The organism is Mesorhizobium humile (assembly GCF_033977215.1).
GTDB lineage: Bacteria > Pseudomonadota > Alphaproteobacteria > Rhizobiales > Rhizobiaceae > Mesorhizobium > Mesorhizobium humile.
The window spans coordinates 345,785-359,981 of sequence record NZ_JAVIIV010000004.1; the positions used below are offsets into that span (position 1 = coordinate 345,785).

Consider the following 14,197-nt stretch of genomic DNA (forward strand, 5'->3'; position numbering starts at 1 on the left):
CTATTACCTCAGCCGGCTATAGCTTCCTAGCATTGCCTGGCCGCGCCCACATGCGGACCGGCGAAGCCTTGAAAGGGGGGCACCTTGAAGAAAACCTATGAGAAGCCTGTTCTGACCAGACGCGAAAAGCTGAGCGTCATCACTGCAAGGCCGCAATCTTCTTCAACCTGATCTGGTCGGAACCTGAAAGCCCGCCATCCGGCGGGCTTTTTGATTCCAGATGGAACGCAGTGGAAACACACGGGATGTTCAGCCGCCCGGCGAACGCCCTAAAGCATGTCTCCCGAAAGTGGTCCCGGTTTCGGGACAAAGACATGCTTAAGATCAAAGACTTAAAGCAGGTTGCGTGAATCCTTTTTCACGCGACCTGCTTTAGTCATCGCAACCCGTCGCCACTTTGCCTGCCATTGTCGCATCGCCGCGTGCAACGCATGCGGTCATCGGCTATGCCGTCGCCAGCCAATTCCGGCGAACCGCAGGAGCATTCGATGACCAGACCCACCATTCTCAAATTCGGCGCCGTCGAGCATGCCGAGGCCGGCGACCTGCCGGGCTGGGTCGTCGTCGAGGGCAGGCCGACCATGCAGACGGCCGTGCAGCACACCACCGAGGACGGCAAGGTGATGTCCGGCACTTGGCGCGCGTCGCCCGGCACCTATCACGCCACCTACACCGACTATGAATTCGTCCATATGATCGCCGGCCGCATCATCATCACGCCCGACGGCGGCGAGCCGGTCGAGGTCGGCCCGGGCGATGCCTTCGTCGTCGAGGCCGATTTCAAGGGCACCTGGAAGATCCTCGAGCCGGTGACCAAGCATTTCGTCGTCGTGGTGGGGTGAGGGCTGGCTCGCGACTAGCTGATCTCCCCCACGAGGGGGGAGATTGGCAGCTTCACCGCCCCACCTTGGAAATCACCCTCTTCTCCACCTCCGGCTCCAGCGATTCAGCAAAGGGCGTCGCCATATGGTGCTGGTCGCGGAAGGCGAGCTTGCCGTCGATGAAGACGTGGCAAATGGTGGCGCTGCAGAAGCGGTCGGTGAGGTCGACGTAAGCGGCGTTGGGGATGCTGTCGACGATGTCGCGCTCCACCGCCGCCATCTGGTCGTTGGCGGCATAGGCGCGCGTCTGGTCGCAGCGTGAGGGTGTTTCGTCCCGCCAAAGCGCGCGCGCCACGCAGGTGTCGACATTGGCGTTGTTGAACGGCACGTCGCGGATGAAGGCGACCTTGAGCCCGGCCTTGCTCAGGCTGGTGAGGGTGGAACGCAGGCCGGCCCGCCAGTCGGCGTCCTGGCTGTCCGTGTCGCCGCCGCGGCCGGCCATCTTGCGTCCGCTGGTCAGCGCCAGCTCCGAGATGACCACGAGCGCCGGCCTCGCCTGGATGATCTCGGCGATTGCCTGCTCGCGCCAGCGGTCGCACTCGCTGTAGGGACGCTTGAGTTCGGACGACCAGACGCTGATGCGCGAGGCGCGGCAGGAATTCTTCAGCCAGGTCACCACCCGGTAGCCGTTCTTCCGGCCCGCCTCGATCAGCGGCGTCGACCAATGGTCGGCGTGGGAGTCACCGAAGAGCGCGATGACGCGTTGGCCATCGCCGAACACGCAAGGCTTCGGCGTCACCGTCTCGTTGTCCTGCACGCAGCCCGCCCTGGCGCGCGCCGTCGAAGGTTCGGCTGCGCTCGCGGCGATGATGCGCTGCTCGAAGTCCAAGTCATGCACGGCCAGCCTGGCATTGCCGTAGGCGGCTGCGACGCCGGTGCCGGTCAGGAGGAGGGCCGGCACCAGCGCCCGCGCCGCATTGGCCATCAGCCAGCCGTTGCGGCGGATCGGGTTCTCGATGAGGTGGTAGCTGAGGGCGGACAGCGCCAGCGTCAGCGCAAGGCAAAAAAGCCGCTCGGCCGGCGTCAGCTCCGGCGCCAGCATGCCGGCATAGACGATGACCGGCCAATGCCAGAGATAGAGCGAATAGGAGAGCTTGCCGATCCATTGCAAAGGCGGCAGCGCCAGGGCGGCATTCACCCAATTCCGTTCGGAATTGCGCAAACGGCCGTCCCTGGCGCCGGCCGCTCCCGCCTTGAGCAGAAGGACCGTGCCGGCCACCGGCACAAGCGCCAGAAAGCCGGGGAAGGGAGCGTCCTCGCTGAAGGTGAGATAAGCGGCCCCGATCATTGTCAGGCCGGTCAGGCTCAACGCTCGCCCCAGCAGCGGGCGTTCCTGCAACAGCCGCGCCGGCGCCATCGATGCGAGGCCGCCGGCGGCAAATTCCCATGCGCGCAGCGGCGAAAAATAGAAGGCCCAGGGCTGCGACACGCTCGTCAGCCAGGCGCAGAAGACGAAGGAGATGAGGCCGGCAGTGCCGATCACAACGACGATGCCGCGCTTGCCCGGTCTCACCCAGGCCGCCAGCATCAAGAGCGCCGGCCACGCGAGATAGAATTGCTCCTCGACCGACAGCGACCAGTAGTGGATGAACGGGTTGCTCGTGGCATCGCTGGCGAAATAGTCGAACGACCAGCGGATCAGCCACAAATTGATCATGTAGGCCGACGCGAACATGGCGCCCTTGGAATAGAGCGCCTGTTCCTCCGGCGACAGGATGACCGCGCCGGCCATAAGCGTCACGACGATGACGAAAAGTGCCGCCGGCAACAGGCGCCGTGCGCGCCGGGCATAGAAGCGCAGAAGGTCCAGCCGGCCGGTGTCGGAGATCTCGGCGACGAGATGGCGGGTAATCAGATAGCCCGAGATGACGAAGAAGATGTCGACCCCGGCAAAGCCGCCGGGCAGCGCCGTCAGGCCGAAATGGTAGGCGACGACGCCCGCCACGGCCACCGCCCGCAACCCTTCGATGTCGGCCCGGAAATCCTGCGTTGATACTGACACGAATACGAACCTCGCAAACGTCGTTCGTATCCCGCCTGCCTCAAAGCCTCGGCCCTATGGGATGATATCGCAATGCAACAAATCTAACGCGGTGCAACATTTGGGGAGAGTCCTTCCTTCTCGCCGTTCACGGGGAGAAGGTGCCCGAAGGGCGGATGAGGAGCAGCGCCCTGCCCATGTTGGCGAGGCTCCGTTGCTATCGTGCTTTCGCCAATCGCCAGCCGCCCTCGGCTTCGACCGGGAGGGGGTAGGGCCTCGGCCCGCCATCACGCCTTCTTCAGGAACTCGGTCTTCAACACCAGGCCCTTGACCTGCTTGGTGTTGCATTCGATCTCGCCGGGATTGCCGTTGAGCCGGATGTTCTTCACCAGCGTGCCGCGCTTGATCGTTTCGGACGTGCCCTTGACCTTGAGGTCCTTGATGAGGGTCACGGAGTCGCCGTCTTTCAGCGGCGTGCCGTTGCTGTCTTTCACGATAGGGTCCGTCATGGCGGGTCTTTCATTGGTTGGATGGCCTCGGCCCGCCTATCGCGCCGACCACGGTTTGGTCAAGCCGCGCTTGAACCAGGGTGAGGCTCACCGCCCAAGCATCACTTCGGCCTCGATCTCGACCGGGAAGTTCAGGGGCAGCGCGGCGACGCCGATCGCCGTGCGGGCATGGCGGCCGATTTCCAGTCCGAAGACTTCGAGGATGAGGTCCGAAAAGCCGTTCATCACCCCCGGCGTTTCGGTGAGGCGCAAAGCCGAATTGACCATGCCGTGCACGCGGCACCAGCCGGTGATCCGGTCAAGGCTGCCGAGCTCGCGTTTCAGGCTGCCGAGCATCGACAGTCCGACCTTGCGGGCCGATGCCCGTGCTTCCTCCAGCGACACGCTCTCACCGACGGCGCCGAACGGCCCGGCGAGCGATCCGTCCGGCTCCTGCGGTCCGTGGCCGGAGATATAGGCGCGGTCGCCGCGCACATTCACCCAGGGAAAGGGCAGCACCATGCCCGGCGGCAGTTTCAGCGGCGGTGGCAGCACGATGCCGAGCGCGGTAAGCTTTTCGTCGGCACCCGGCATGGCATGTCCTCCCTCGTCGCAGTCGCCGTTGCGGCGCCACAGCCGAGCTTTCCGGTTCGCGGGGCATTCGTCAAGAACGGCTTGGATATGAAGAAGAATGATCGGGGGCTGGCTGGAAGCATAGCCGGCGGCGCCAAGCCCCCAGCCTTCAGGGTGGCCGGGCGGCTGTTGGTTCGGCCGTCCGGCCGCTGCTTTTTCCCAGCCGATCCCGGATGGTGAACTGGCTATGGGTCCCCTGGAATGGCTACCTTTTGTCTTACGCGGTTCCAGACCAAAACCGCCGAGCACAGCTTCCGAAATTGATTTAGAAATGAAGGTCCAGCGGCTGCGGATAGGCTTGGCCTGGTTCAGCGCTCTTCGACCGCAGGCCCGCCGAAGGCACGATGCCGCCGGTGGCCGTCTGATCGAGCGGCGGCCGGCTCTTCTCGTGGCCGGTCTTTGCCTCGGTCGGGGGGATTTTCGTTTTGGCTTCGGCGGCTTGCGACAACGCAAGCGCCATAACAAGCGCGGATAGAACGAGTTTCATGACAGCTCCCCTGTATTCATCCCGGAACGAGCGTAGCGCTGCCTGTCCATCCGCAAAGGTCGCGCGCGCGGAACATTGTGGAATTCTCTGGAATTCCAGTAATATTAGCATATGGAAATAAGATAGATGGAATGGAGGCCATTTGCCGGCGTGCTAACCCGGATCGTTGGGGAAGCTCGGTGATTCCTGCCGGACGCCGACATCGTTAGGCGACGAAAAATAGCGGGGCTAGCGGATGGCGCAGCACATCGCGCAAAAACTTAGGCTGACTTCGGCCTTGCTGGGAACCGTGACCCGCAAGGATCTGGCGGCGGCGTTCCGCGCCGTCAATCCGAACACCGCGTTCGATCTCGGTCGCGCCGACAAATGGCTGCAGGGCCGCGCGCGGCCGCGCCAGATGAGCGTCTATGACGACTGGGCGAGACTGCTCGAACTGGAACAGCCCGGCGCCTGGATCGCCGAGAGCGAGCTACCGGCCTTCAGCGCCGCGATCGCGGCCCGCCACGGCATCGACAGCGCCGAGCTGGAGCGCCGCGCCGGCATGCAATTCGATGCTTCCGGGCACGATGAGCGCGGCCTTGGCTCCGGGCTTGCCGCAACCTATGCATGCTATTCGCGCGCCTGGTCACCCTATTATCGCGGCCAGCTGATCAAGGGCCGCCTGTCGATCGAGGCCGGACCGGGCGTGCACGGGCTGACGGCCACCTATGGCGAGACCTTGCCGACCGGGCATTTGCAGCTGGTCGGCCCGGTGATGCCGGCACAGCGCGGCCTCTATCTGCATCTCAAGGATGTCGGCGGCGACACGCAGTTCTTCCTATGCCTGTTCCCGCAGACACAGCCGGTCAGCGCGCTCGGCGGCTATATGTGCGGCTCCGCCGTCATCGGCCCCGAAGCGCAGCCCTCGCTGACCCGCATCCTGCTGGTGCGGCTGCGCGATGCGGCATCCGGGATCGGGACATGGGGCGGGTACCTGCCGGCCGGCGGTTCGATCGCCGCCGACCTGGCAAGCCTCGGCGTCGCCCTGGAACATCCGGAAGCGGTCGACCGCCAGCTCGACAAATTCCTCGACGCCTACAGCGACGACGGCGCTATCCAGATCCCGCCGGCCGAGTTTCGTGCTGTCCTCGAGTTGTTCGACCGCCATTGGCTGCAGCATGCGGGCTGACCCGGGACGATCTTAAAGCTGTCTCGCGGCGGCGTCGGATGTTGCCGGCCAGCCACAGCCCGCGTCCTTTCGGTTGCAGTCAACCCGCATTGCACGTCGATCACGCAAATGTTCTTTGACGCGACTCCGATTCGCGCTGCGTGCTGCACGCGCTAAACTTGGGCAAAGGGGTGCCTATGAAGAAGACTTACGAGAAGCCGGTGCTGTCGAAGCGCCAAAAGCTGTCGAGCGTCGTCGCGGCCGCCGTCGCTGGTTCGAATCCCGCGCCGTAACGTCGGCGCACGGACAGGATCGGCTGGCGCGCCTATCGGTTCGCCGGCCAGTTGTTTGAAACCGGTTTCCCGGCGGCCAAATTGGCCTCCTCGCTTGACGCGGCGGACACCGGGCATATGTTGCTGTCCTGTTTTCATCGCCGACCGGGCCCCGATGAAGTAGACAGCCGATGAAGAAGCCATATTGCAAACCAACGCTTGCCAGACGTGACAGGCTTTCGGCGGTGACCGCCGCAGTGCCGTCCTCCGGCTTCACGTTCTGATTTTCTCGGGAACGCGCCATCGCTTCAAGGCAAGCGGTTTTGAAGCTGAAAGCCGGCCCGGCCAGGAGCGGGCGGTACACCGCGCAGGTGCCCGCCCGTCCGGCGCCGCCGCCAAGCTGCTGAAACCCCGTCCGTCCCCAACAGCAACGGTCATGGCGTGACCAGTGGTTTGCGCATTGCCATTGGCGCGGAGGCCTGTCAACGCCGCCGGCGAGCGGCCTGGCAGCACCTTTTTAGCCGCCTTTTCGTACCCGAAGCACGCTTTGCGGTCATGCCGGAGCCAAGCCAAGAAGCCCTGAAATGGCGGAATTCCGGGCTTTTTCGATGGCCGACAGACCGCGTCGCATATATATGCGTATCCGCTTGAATAAGCTGATTTTTCGCGGTCGGATTGGCCCTTCGACCCCGACTTTTTTTGGGCGCAATTCGGCAGTGCAGCATCGGCGCCCGGCGACGACGGGTTTCGCCTTGAAAGCAGTATCGGGCGCATCTGTGAGCCGTTTTATGATCCGCTCATGAAAGACGTGATACAATGTCGGCAACGAATGGGGGAAGTTGCGATGGCCAATCGGTTGTTCGAGGTTCTTGCCAGACGGCGGTCATGGCTGGATCGGGTCGCATTGGGGCTGCTTGTCTTCCTGGCGACCTTGGTCGCCGCGCTGATGGGCGGCGCCAGCACCTGAAAGCTACTCCGGGAAAAAACGCGAAGCGTTCAAAGCCAAGGATCGCCTATTTCCTCTGTCCGATTGCTTTGAATTCGAAGGTCGTGGGCCTGAGTCTGACCGGCCTCGGCCGCTCGGTGAGGTCGACGACGCGGACCCACCTGTCGGCACCGGCACGCAAGGTCACTTTCTGGCCAAGCGCCTTCTCAGCCGCCTCGAAAGGCGTCTTGGCTTCGGCCGCATGGACCGCGACTACGGTTTCGCCGTCAATTTCCTCGACGCGATAGGCCTTCATGCGCGCCTCCCGGGGCGCCGCTTTGCGTTTCTCGCGTGGGCATCTTTATATTAGAAATTACAAATAAAGGGCAAGGTTGCACGCTCCTGCGCCTGACCAGGGATTGATAGGCTCACTCCTGCAGGACAGAGGGCGCGCCGTAGCCGCGCAGTCCCGTTCCGTTGCAGGCCTGGCAGGGAACCCGTTGTCCAGGACAATTGTCGTGCAGCGTGCCTGGCGGACAACATGTGCCGTTGGAGAGGGTTCGTTTCTCGCAGACGAACACCTTGCCTGCGCCTTGGCACAGAGGGCAGGCAAATTTCCTGAAGTCGCTCAATCCGCCTCCTTCCCAAGCGCCCAGCAATGTCCATGGCCGGCACTGGGTTCCGCGTGAGGAACGTTGGCGATGTCCATATTATTAGACTGATCTAATGTACCGACAATATGACTTTCGTCACGACCTCGGCGGCGAGAATTGGGGTGGTTCATTGGCCGGTCTGTGGTCCGCTCGCGACGTCCTGGCCTGTCGGAAGAGGTCAGGCGCTGCGCCCGCCACACACGTCCCGCACCAACCCGCGCAGCCAGCGATGCGCCGGATCGGCATCGAGCCTCGGGTGCCACAAGAGCGAGATCGTCAGCGCGGCGAGCTTCACCGGCAGCGTGAAGGTGAACAGGCCCGCGCGCAGGGTGCCGGTATAGCGCTCCGGCACGGTGGCGATGAGGTCGGAGCCGCGCGCCAGCGCCAGCGCCTCGGCAAAGCCGCCGACCACGGTCGTGACCTTGCGCGTCAGCCCGGCGCGTTCCAAGGCGTCGTCCACCGGGCCGCGGTCGAGGCCTCGACGCGAGATCAATATGTGCCGGCCGGCGGCGAAGCGGGCGGCGGTGATACGGCCTTCGCTCAAGGGATGGCCGGCCCGCGCGACGCCGACAAAGCGGTCGCGGAACAGCGCCTGCGTGCGTATCTCGGGTCCGGTCGAGCCGCCGACCACGCCGGTCTCCAGATCGACCGCGCCCTCGCGCATCGGGCCGCTGTCCTTGTCGGGCTTGGGCACGAAGCGCAATTGCACGCCCGGCGCCTCCTCAGCCACGCGGGCCAGCAGCGTCGGGCCGAAATTCTCGACGAAACCGTCGCTGTTGCGGAGCGTGAAGCTGCGGTTAAGCCGCGTGAGGTCGAGCCGTTCGGCGGGTCGCAGCATCGCTTCGGCCTCCGTCACCAGCCGGCCGACCTCGGCGCCGAGCTCGACGGCGCGCGGCGTCGGCACCAGGCCGCGCCCAGCGCGCACCAGCAGTGGGTCGTCGGTCGCCGCGCGCAGCCTCGCCAGCGCCCGGCTCATCGCCGAGGGGCTGAGCTTCAGGCGCCGCGCGGCCTTGGCGACGCTGCCTTCGGCAAGCAGCACATCCAGCGTGACGAGCAGGTTGAGATCGGGTCGCGACATGGCGCGACCCTAGCACGGATCCGTCAAGGAGACATGGCGTTTGGTACACTATTCAAGTGTAAATGCTGCGTGTTCCGCCATATCAGCCGCGCGCATATCTTCCCGGCAAGTTCAACCGACGGAGAAGAAATCATGGTCGACATCGCCGAAACCCGCGCCGCGGCTGGAAGCCGTTCGACAGCGGGCGCGCTGGCCAGCCTGTCGCTTGCCATGCTCATCGCTTCGCTCAGCACCAGTATCGCCAATGTCGCGCTGCCGACGCTGAGCGTGGCTTTCGCCGCGTCCTTTGCGGCGGTGCAATGGGTGGTGCTGGCCTATCTGCTCGCCATCACCGCGCTGATCGTCAGCGTCGGGCGTCTCGGCGATCTCGTCGGCCGCCGGCCGCTGCTGATTGCTGGCCTTGCGCTGTTCAGCACTGCCTCGCTTGCCGCCGCGCTCGCGCCATCGCTGGCCCTGCTGATCGCCGCCCGCGCCGTGCAGGGCCTGGGCGCGGCGGTGATGATGGCGCTGACGATCGCTTTCGTCGGCGAGACGGTGCCGAAGGAACGCACCGGCAGCGCCATGGGCCTGCTTGGCACCATGTCGGCGATCGGCACGGCGCTCGGACCCTCGCTCGGCGGCGTGCTGATCGCCGCCCTCGGCTGGCGCTCGATCTTCCTGGTCAACGCCGGGCTCGGCGCAGTCGCGCTGCTTGCCGCCTGGCGGTTCCTTCCAGCGGCGATGGCCGCCGGCGAAGCAGCGGGCATCGTCCGCCGAGCGATGGCCGCCGGCGAAGCAGCGGGCATCGTCCGCCGAGCAGCAGGCGTATCTGGAAAGGCGAGGGGGCGCTTCGATATGCTTGGCACGCTGCTGCTTGCCGCCACGCTTGCCGCCTATGCGTTGTCCATGACGACGGGGCGCGGCCATTTCGGTGGCCTGAACATCGCGCTGCTTGGCGCGGCAGTGGCCGGCGCGGCGCTGTTCGTAGTCGCCGAGGCCAAGGTGGCGTCGCCCCTGGTCAAGCTCGCGCTGCTGCGCGACCCGGTGCTGGCGCCGAGCCTCGCCATGAATGTGCTGGTTTCGACGGTGATGATGGCGACGCTGGTCGTCGGCCCGTTCTTCCTGTCCCGCGGGCTGGGCCTCGGCGACGCGGCGACCGGGGCCGTGCTGTCGATCGGGCCGGTCGTCTCGGCTCTATGCGGGGTCATTGCCGGGCGTGTCGTCGACCGCCTTGGCGCGGCCGCGATGATCGCCACAGGACTGGCGCTGATGGTTGCGGGCTGCCTCGCGCTCGCTGCGCTGCCAGGCCTCTTCGGCGTTGCCGGCTACGTGGCGGCCATCATCCTGCTCACGCCGGGCTACCAGCTCTTCCAGGCGGCCAACAACACGGCCGTCATGGCCGATGTCGACAACAACGAGCGCGGCGTGGTGTCGGGCATGCTCAGCCTCTCGCGCAATCTCGGCCTCGTCACCGGCACGGCCGTGATGGGCGCGGTGTTCGCCTTCGCAGTGGGGACGGGGAACATCGCGGCGGCGACGCCTGAGGCGGTTGCCGGCGGAATGCGGTTCACCTTCGTTGCGGCTGCGGTGCTGGTGGTGGTCGCAGGGGGGATTGCGTTGGCTGGAAGAAGGAGCGCGTGATCTCTCCCTCGGAGGGATCAAGGGAGAGATTTCAGGCTTCCGCGATCGCGTAATTTCGCCATGGGCCGCAAGGACTATCTTTGCCTGGCGGCGGTGCCCATTCCGCCTTCAGCCGGAGCCTCGGCTACCCCAACGAACCCCACCCACCGTGGCTCCGGCTTCCCTCAAGCTTCCACCGGTCGCAAGACGCTCGGCCTCCATTTCCAGTTCTGTCAATTTCGACTTGATCTCATGCGGTTCCGCATGTTCGAGCCCGACCACGTCATTGCGCGTCTGGCGAAGCGCGATCACGATCTCGTCTAGCTTGGCGTGGATGGCCGCGGTGTCCCGGTAACCCTGGATGAGGACTACCCCGGTGATGACGATCGCCGCCACCGACAAGGCGTAAGTCACGACGTTGGTCAGTCCGAAGGGCACCAGGAGGGTGCAGGCGGCCATGGCGGCGAGCATCGCGTAGAAGCCGGGCGGCCGCGACAGGAAATCGGCGGCACGAAAGAGGAGGCGGTTCATCGCCGCCTACCCGAGCAGCAAGCCGGCTATCAGCACGGTAAGCAGCATCGAGGCCGGCACGGCAAGAAGCCAGCGCGCTTCCAGAACACTGTTGTGGTCGTCATCCATGCCCGTTGCTCCAGTTGGCAGCTTGGTGCGGCGAATCCGATGCCGGCAAACGACGACGGAAGGCCTTCGTTCCGCTGATCGGGCGACGGTCCGAGAGCTTGTCGGACTGAAGTCGGACAGGCTTTCGAAGAGGGCCAGGCGCTGCAACCAAAAGCGCCGTTCGGCATTGGCAAGCGCGCCAATTTTCTCGCACGCCGAAAGGGAACCGACATGAGCCTTGATAGACCCGTGGACGATGCGGAAGACCAGCCTTACGAGCCGGCCTTCTTCGCCAGCAAATACGGCCTGCCGCCGCGGCTTGCCAAGACGATGATCGAGGCCAATGGCGGCGGGAGACGCGCCTGCGATGCCGCGGCTGCGACCTATCTCCGCTATGTCGCGCTTCGGCGCCGGCAGGGCGGTTGAGCCCGGCTGCCGGCCGCGCTGAACAGCCCGCATCGTGGCCACGTCGGGTGCACATCAGCCCGGAACCAAAGCGGCGAACAGCGGTTTAAATGGCGAAGGGATGCTTCAGGAATTGAGGAATAGAGCAATGAAAACAGTGCTTCTTGCTGCCCTGGCGCTCTGTGTCGCCGCACCCGCCGTGGCTTCCGCGGCCGAGGCCGATGTCGTCATCAGGACGCATCACAGGCATTACTACCACCACCGGCCCGCCGTCATCATCAATGACGAGGGCCACCGTCTTCATCACCGCCATCACGGCACGGTCGCTTTCTACGACAATGGCGAGCGCGCCTGGCGTTATCGCCATCACCGCCGTGAGGACGCCGTGGTCGTCACGGGTTCGATCCACCGGCACCATCACCGTCCGGTCGTCGTCGAGGGCGGCTCCGACTACTGAGGTTTCGCGGCCCGGCTCGTGCGTGTGAAGCATGGGCCGGGGCGCAAAGCGATTGCAGTGATCGGCGAAAGCGCCAGAGCGCGTGATCTTCGCTCGGGCGGCCGTCGGAGGAGATTGCGCGTTACGCCTTCAACGCCCATTGGACTTCGCCGCGACACAACCCATATTTGAGCCATGGCTTTGAGCGTGAGCATCGCGCGGGTGGCCGTTTTCGCCGCTGCTCTCATGGCCGCGGCCGTCGTTTCTCCCTTCTCTTCCGCCGGGAGCGGGAAGGTTGCGTTGAGCGTCGCCATCGACGGCGCCATCGGGCCGGCGAGCACCAGGCAGCTTGAGGAAGCGCTCGACACCGCCGCCAAACGCGACGCCGCTGTCCTCATCCTTCAGCTCGATACGCCGGGCGGCCTGGTCACCTCGATGCGCGAGATGATCGCCGACATCCTGGCCTCGCCCGTGCCGGTCATCGGCTATGTCGCGCCCTCCGGCGGCCATGCGGCCAGCGCCGGCACCTACATCCTCTACGCCACCCACGTCGCGGCGATGGCGCCCGGCACCAATCTCGGCGCCGCGACGCCGGTCGAGCTCGGCGGGTTGCCGTCGCTTCCGGGCAGCGACAAGGACAAGGACCAGAAGGACGCCGGGCAGCCGGCGGGCGACGCGATGATGGCCAAGGTGACCAATGACGCGGTCGCGCTCATCCGCTCGCTCGCCGAGATGCGCGGGCGCAATGGCGACTGGGGCGAGAAGGCGGTGCGCGAGGCGGCGAGCCTGTCGGCCAACGCCGCCCTGCAGGAACATGTCATCGACTTCGTCGCCCGCGACACCACCGAGCTTCTGCAACTTGCCGACGGGCGCACCGTCGAGGTGGCCGGCAGGAAAGAAGTGCTGGCGACCAAAGGGCTGCCGGTCGAGACGCTGGAGCCTGGCTGGTTCATCCGGCTGCTGGCTGTCATCACCGACCCGAATACCGCAATCATCCTGATGCTGGTCGGCGTCTACGGCCTCGTCTTCGAGTTCACCAGCCCGGGCGCCGTGGCGCCGGGCGTCATCGGCACCATCTGCCTGGTGCTCGGGCTCTATGCGCTGAACCTCTTGCCGATCAACTATACCGGTCTCGCTCTGATGCTGCTGGGCGTTGCCTTCCTGATCGTCGAGGCCTTCAACCCCACCGTGGTGCTGGGGTTGGGCGGCGTCGCCGCCTTCCTGCTCGGCTCGGCCATGCTGCTCAAGGTCGAAGGGCCGGGTTTTGCAATGTCGTGGGCGGTCATCGGCCCGGCCGCCGCTCTGACGCTCGGGCTGGCGCTTCTCACCGGCACCTATGTCTGGGCGGCGCGCAAGAACCCGCCGCGCGTCGGCGGCGAGGCCATGCGCGGCCTTCCCGTCGAGATTCTCGACTGGCAGGGCGGCGAGGGGCATGTGCTGGCTTTGGGCGAACGGTGGCGGGCGAAGGCAGGCGAGCCAATGCAGCCCGGCGACCATGTCGAGGCGACCGATGTCAGCGACCTCGTGCTGACGGTACGGCGTCGCGATGCAGGCAATAACGGAGCAATAAAATGATGGTCGGTTACGTGGCCTATCTCATCATTGCGGTGGCCGTGATCATTTTCCTGGCGGCGGCAATCCGCATTCTCAGGGAATATGAGCGCGGCGTGGTCTTCACGCTCGGCCGCTTCACCGGGGTCAAGGGCCCCGGCCTGATCATCCTCGTCCCCTTCGTCCAGCAGATAGTGCGGGTGGACCTGCGTGTGGTGGTGCAGGATGTGCCGCCGCAGGATGTCATCTCGCGCGACAACGTCTCGGTCAAAGTCAACGCTGTGCTCTATTTCCGCATCGTCGACGCCGAGCGGGCGATCATCCAGGTCGAGGATTTCATGGCGGCCACCAACCAGCTCGCGCAGACCACGCTGCGCTCGGTGCTCGGCAAGCATGAGCTCGACGAGATGCTGGCCGAGCGCGACAAGCTCAACAGCGACATCCAGGAGATACTCGACCAGCGCACCGATGCCTGGGGCATCAAGGTTTCCAATGTCGAGATCAAGCATGTCGACCTCAACGAGAGCATGATCCGCGCAATCGCCAAGCAGGCCGAGGCCGAGCGGCTGCGCCGCGCCAAGGTGATTAACGCCGACGGTGAGCAGCAGGCAGCGGCGAAGCTGGTCGAGGCCGGTCGCATGCTTGCAACCGAGCCGCAGGCCATGCAGTTGCGCTATTTCGAGGCCCTGCACGATATCGCCGGCGAGCGCTCGTCGACGGTGGTGTTCCCCCTGCCGGTGGAACTGCTCGGGCAGTTCATGAAAGCGCAGGGCAAGTGAGGCATTGACACTGCTCCTCCCCCAGCGGGCGGAATCAATCCGCCTCGCCTCCAGAGCCCTTGCCGCATTCCGCCAACACCTTGCCGATCGCTGCGCCAGAGCCTTTCAGGGGAAGCTCGCCTCGCCATATTTGTCCGTGGACACAGTCACGACGCCCTTGCCGCGCAAAAGCGAAAGCAGGGGCGAGGGACTTCGCCATGGGGAGGCTGTTTCTGGCCGTGTTCAGCACCTTGCCACTGCCCGCCAAGACGCAACCTGGAACCA

The 14,197-nt window shown here is 65.2% G+C and carries 16 protein-coding genes; 9 read left to right on the forward strand and 7 right to left on the reverse strand.

Going from position 1 to position 14,197, the window contains the following annotated elements; all coding sequences use genetic code 11:
• The first annotated feature begins 488 nt into the window (after positions 1-488).
• Positions 489-842, forward strand: a complete 354-nt coding sequence (locus tag RFM52_RS09540; RefSeq protein ID WP_320296030.1) for a cupin domain-containing protein — start codon at positions 489-491, stop codon at positions 840-842.
• Between the two features lie 52 nt (positions 843-894).
• Here the strand turns inward: RFM52_RS09540 and RFM52_RS09545 are convergent, their stop codons facing one another.
• The 4 genes from RFM52_RS09545 to RFM52_RS09560 all read right to left on the reverse strand — a co-directional run bounded on the left by RFM52_RS09545 (position 895) and on the right by RFM52_RS09560 (position 4,470).
• Positions 895-2,883 (reverse strand): acyltransferase family protein, encoded by a 1,989-nt coding sequence (locus RFM52_RS09545; RefSeq protein WP_320296029.1) that lies wholly within the window; start codon positions 2,881-2,883, stop codon positions 895-897.
• A gap of 266 nt (positions 2,884-3,149) precedes the next feature.
• Positions 3,150-3,371: an alkylphosphonate utilization protein gene (locus tag RFM52_RS09550; RefSeq protein WP_040980560.1), complete on the reverse strand. Its 222-nt coding sequence runs from the start codon at positions 3,369-3,371 to the stop codon at positions 3,150-3,152.
• 87 nt (positions 3,372-3,458) lie between these two features.
• Complete coding sequence (locus RFM52_RS09555) at positions 3,459-3,944, reverse strand: RidA family protein (RefSeq protein ID WP_320296028.1); 486 nt, start codon at positions 3,942-3,944, stop codon at positions 3,459-3,461.
• A gap of 304 nt (positions 3,945-4,248) precedes the next feature.
• Complete coding sequence (locus RFM52_RS09560; protein ID WP_320296027.1) at positions 4,249-4,470, reverse strand: hypothetical protein; 222 nt, start codon at positions 4,468-4,470, stop codon at positions 4,249-4,251.
• A gap of 235 nt (positions 4,471-4,705) precedes the next feature.
• On the opposite strand from RFM52_RS09560, the gene RFM52_RS09565 reads away from it, so the two are divergent.
• From RFM52_RS09565 to RFM52_RS09575, 3 genes are all read left to right on the forward strand, one after another.
• Complete coding sequence (locus RFM52_RS09565) at positions 4,706-5,638, forward strand: hypothetical protein (RefSeq protein ID WP_320296026.1); 933 nt, start codon at positions 4,706-4,708, stop codon at positions 5,636-5,638.
• A 176-nt stretch (positions 5,639-5,814) separates the two neighbouring features.
• Positions 5,815-5,910 carry a putative RiPP precursor gene (locus RFM52_RS09570; protein ID WP_320296025.1) on the forward strand — a complete coding sequence of 32 codons (96 nt, stop codon included), beginning with the start codon at positions 5,815-5,817 and terminating at the stop codon, positions 5,908-5,910.
• An 823-nt stretch (positions 5,911-6,733) separates the two neighbouring features.
• Entirely contained in the window at positions 6,734-6,856 is a 123-nt protein-coding gene (locus tag RFM52_RS09575) for a hypothetical protein (protein ID WP_263497842.1), read from the forward strand.
• Between the two features lie 46 nt (positions 6,857-6,902).
• On the opposite strand, the gene RFM52_RS09580 is transcribed toward RFM52_RS09575, so the two are convergent.
• Together RFM52_RS09580 and RFM52_RS09585 are read right to left on the reverse strand one after the other, a co-directional pair.
• Positions 6,903-7,130: a hypothetical protein gene (locus RFM52_RS09580; protein ID WP_320296024.1), complete on the reverse strand. Its 228-nt coding sequence runs from the start codon at positions 7,128-7,130 to the stop codon at positions 6,903-6,905.
• 515 nt (positions 7,131-7,645) lie between these two features.
• The gene (locus RFM52_RS09585) at positions 7,646-8,545 is read right to left on the reverse strand and encodes a LysR family transcriptional regulator (RefSeq protein WP_320296023.1); all 900 of its coding nucleotides are present in this window, start codon (positions 8,543-8,545) and stop codon (positions 7,646-7,648) included.
• Positions 8,546-8,677: 132 nt separating this feature from the next.
• Here RFM52_RS09585 and RFM52_RS09590 point away from each other — a divergent pair, with 132 nt between their 5' ends.
• The gene (locus tag RFM52_RS09590; RefSeq protein ID WP_320296022.1) at positions 8,678-10,165 is read left to right on the forward strand and encodes an MFS transporter; all 1,488 of its coding nucleotides are present in this window, start codon (positions 8,678-8,680) and stop codon (positions 10,163-10,165) included.
• 108 nt (positions 10,166-10,273) lie between these two features.
• Here the strand turns inward: RFM52_RS09590 and RFM52_RS09595 are convergent, their stop codons facing one another.
• Complete coding sequence (locus RFM52_RS09595; protein ID WP_320296021.1) at positions 10,274-10,675, reverse strand: low affinity iron permease family protein; 402 nt, start codon at positions 10,673-10,675, stop codon at positions 10,274-10,276.
• A gap of 318 nt (positions 10,676-10,993) precedes the next feature.
• Between RFM52_RS09595 and RFM52_RS09600 the strand changes: the two genes are divergently transcribed.
• From RFM52_RS09600 to RFM52_RS09615, 4 genes are all read left to right on the forward strand, one after another.
• Positions 10,994-11,188, forward strand: coding sequence for a hypothetical protein (locus RFM52_RS09600; protein WP_320296020.1), 195 nt, complete (start codon positions 10,994-10,996; stop codon positions 11,186-11,188).
• 127 nt (positions 11,189-11,315) lie between these two features.
• Positions 11,316-11,624 (forward strand): hypothetical protein, encoded by a 309-nt coding sequence (locus RFM52_RS09605; RefSeq protein WP_320296019.1) that lies wholly within the window; start codon positions 11,316-11,318, stop codon positions 11,622-11,624.
• A gap of 186 nt (positions 11,625-11,810) precedes the next feature.
• Positions 11,811-13,178 (forward strand): NfeD family protein, encoded by a 1,368-nt coding sequence (locus tag RFM52_RS09610; protein WP_320296018.1) that lies wholly within the window; start codon positions 11,811-11,813, stop codon positions 13,176-13,178.
• Complete coding sequence (locus RFM52_RS09615) at positions 13,175-13,933, forward strand: slipin family protein (protein ID WP_320296017.1); 759 nt, start codon at positions 13,175-13,177, stop codon at positions 13,931-13,933. Before RFM52_RS09610 ends, RFM52_RS09615 begins: the two co-directional genes overlap by 4 nt.
• Positions 13,934-14,197 lie beyond the last annotated feature (264 nt).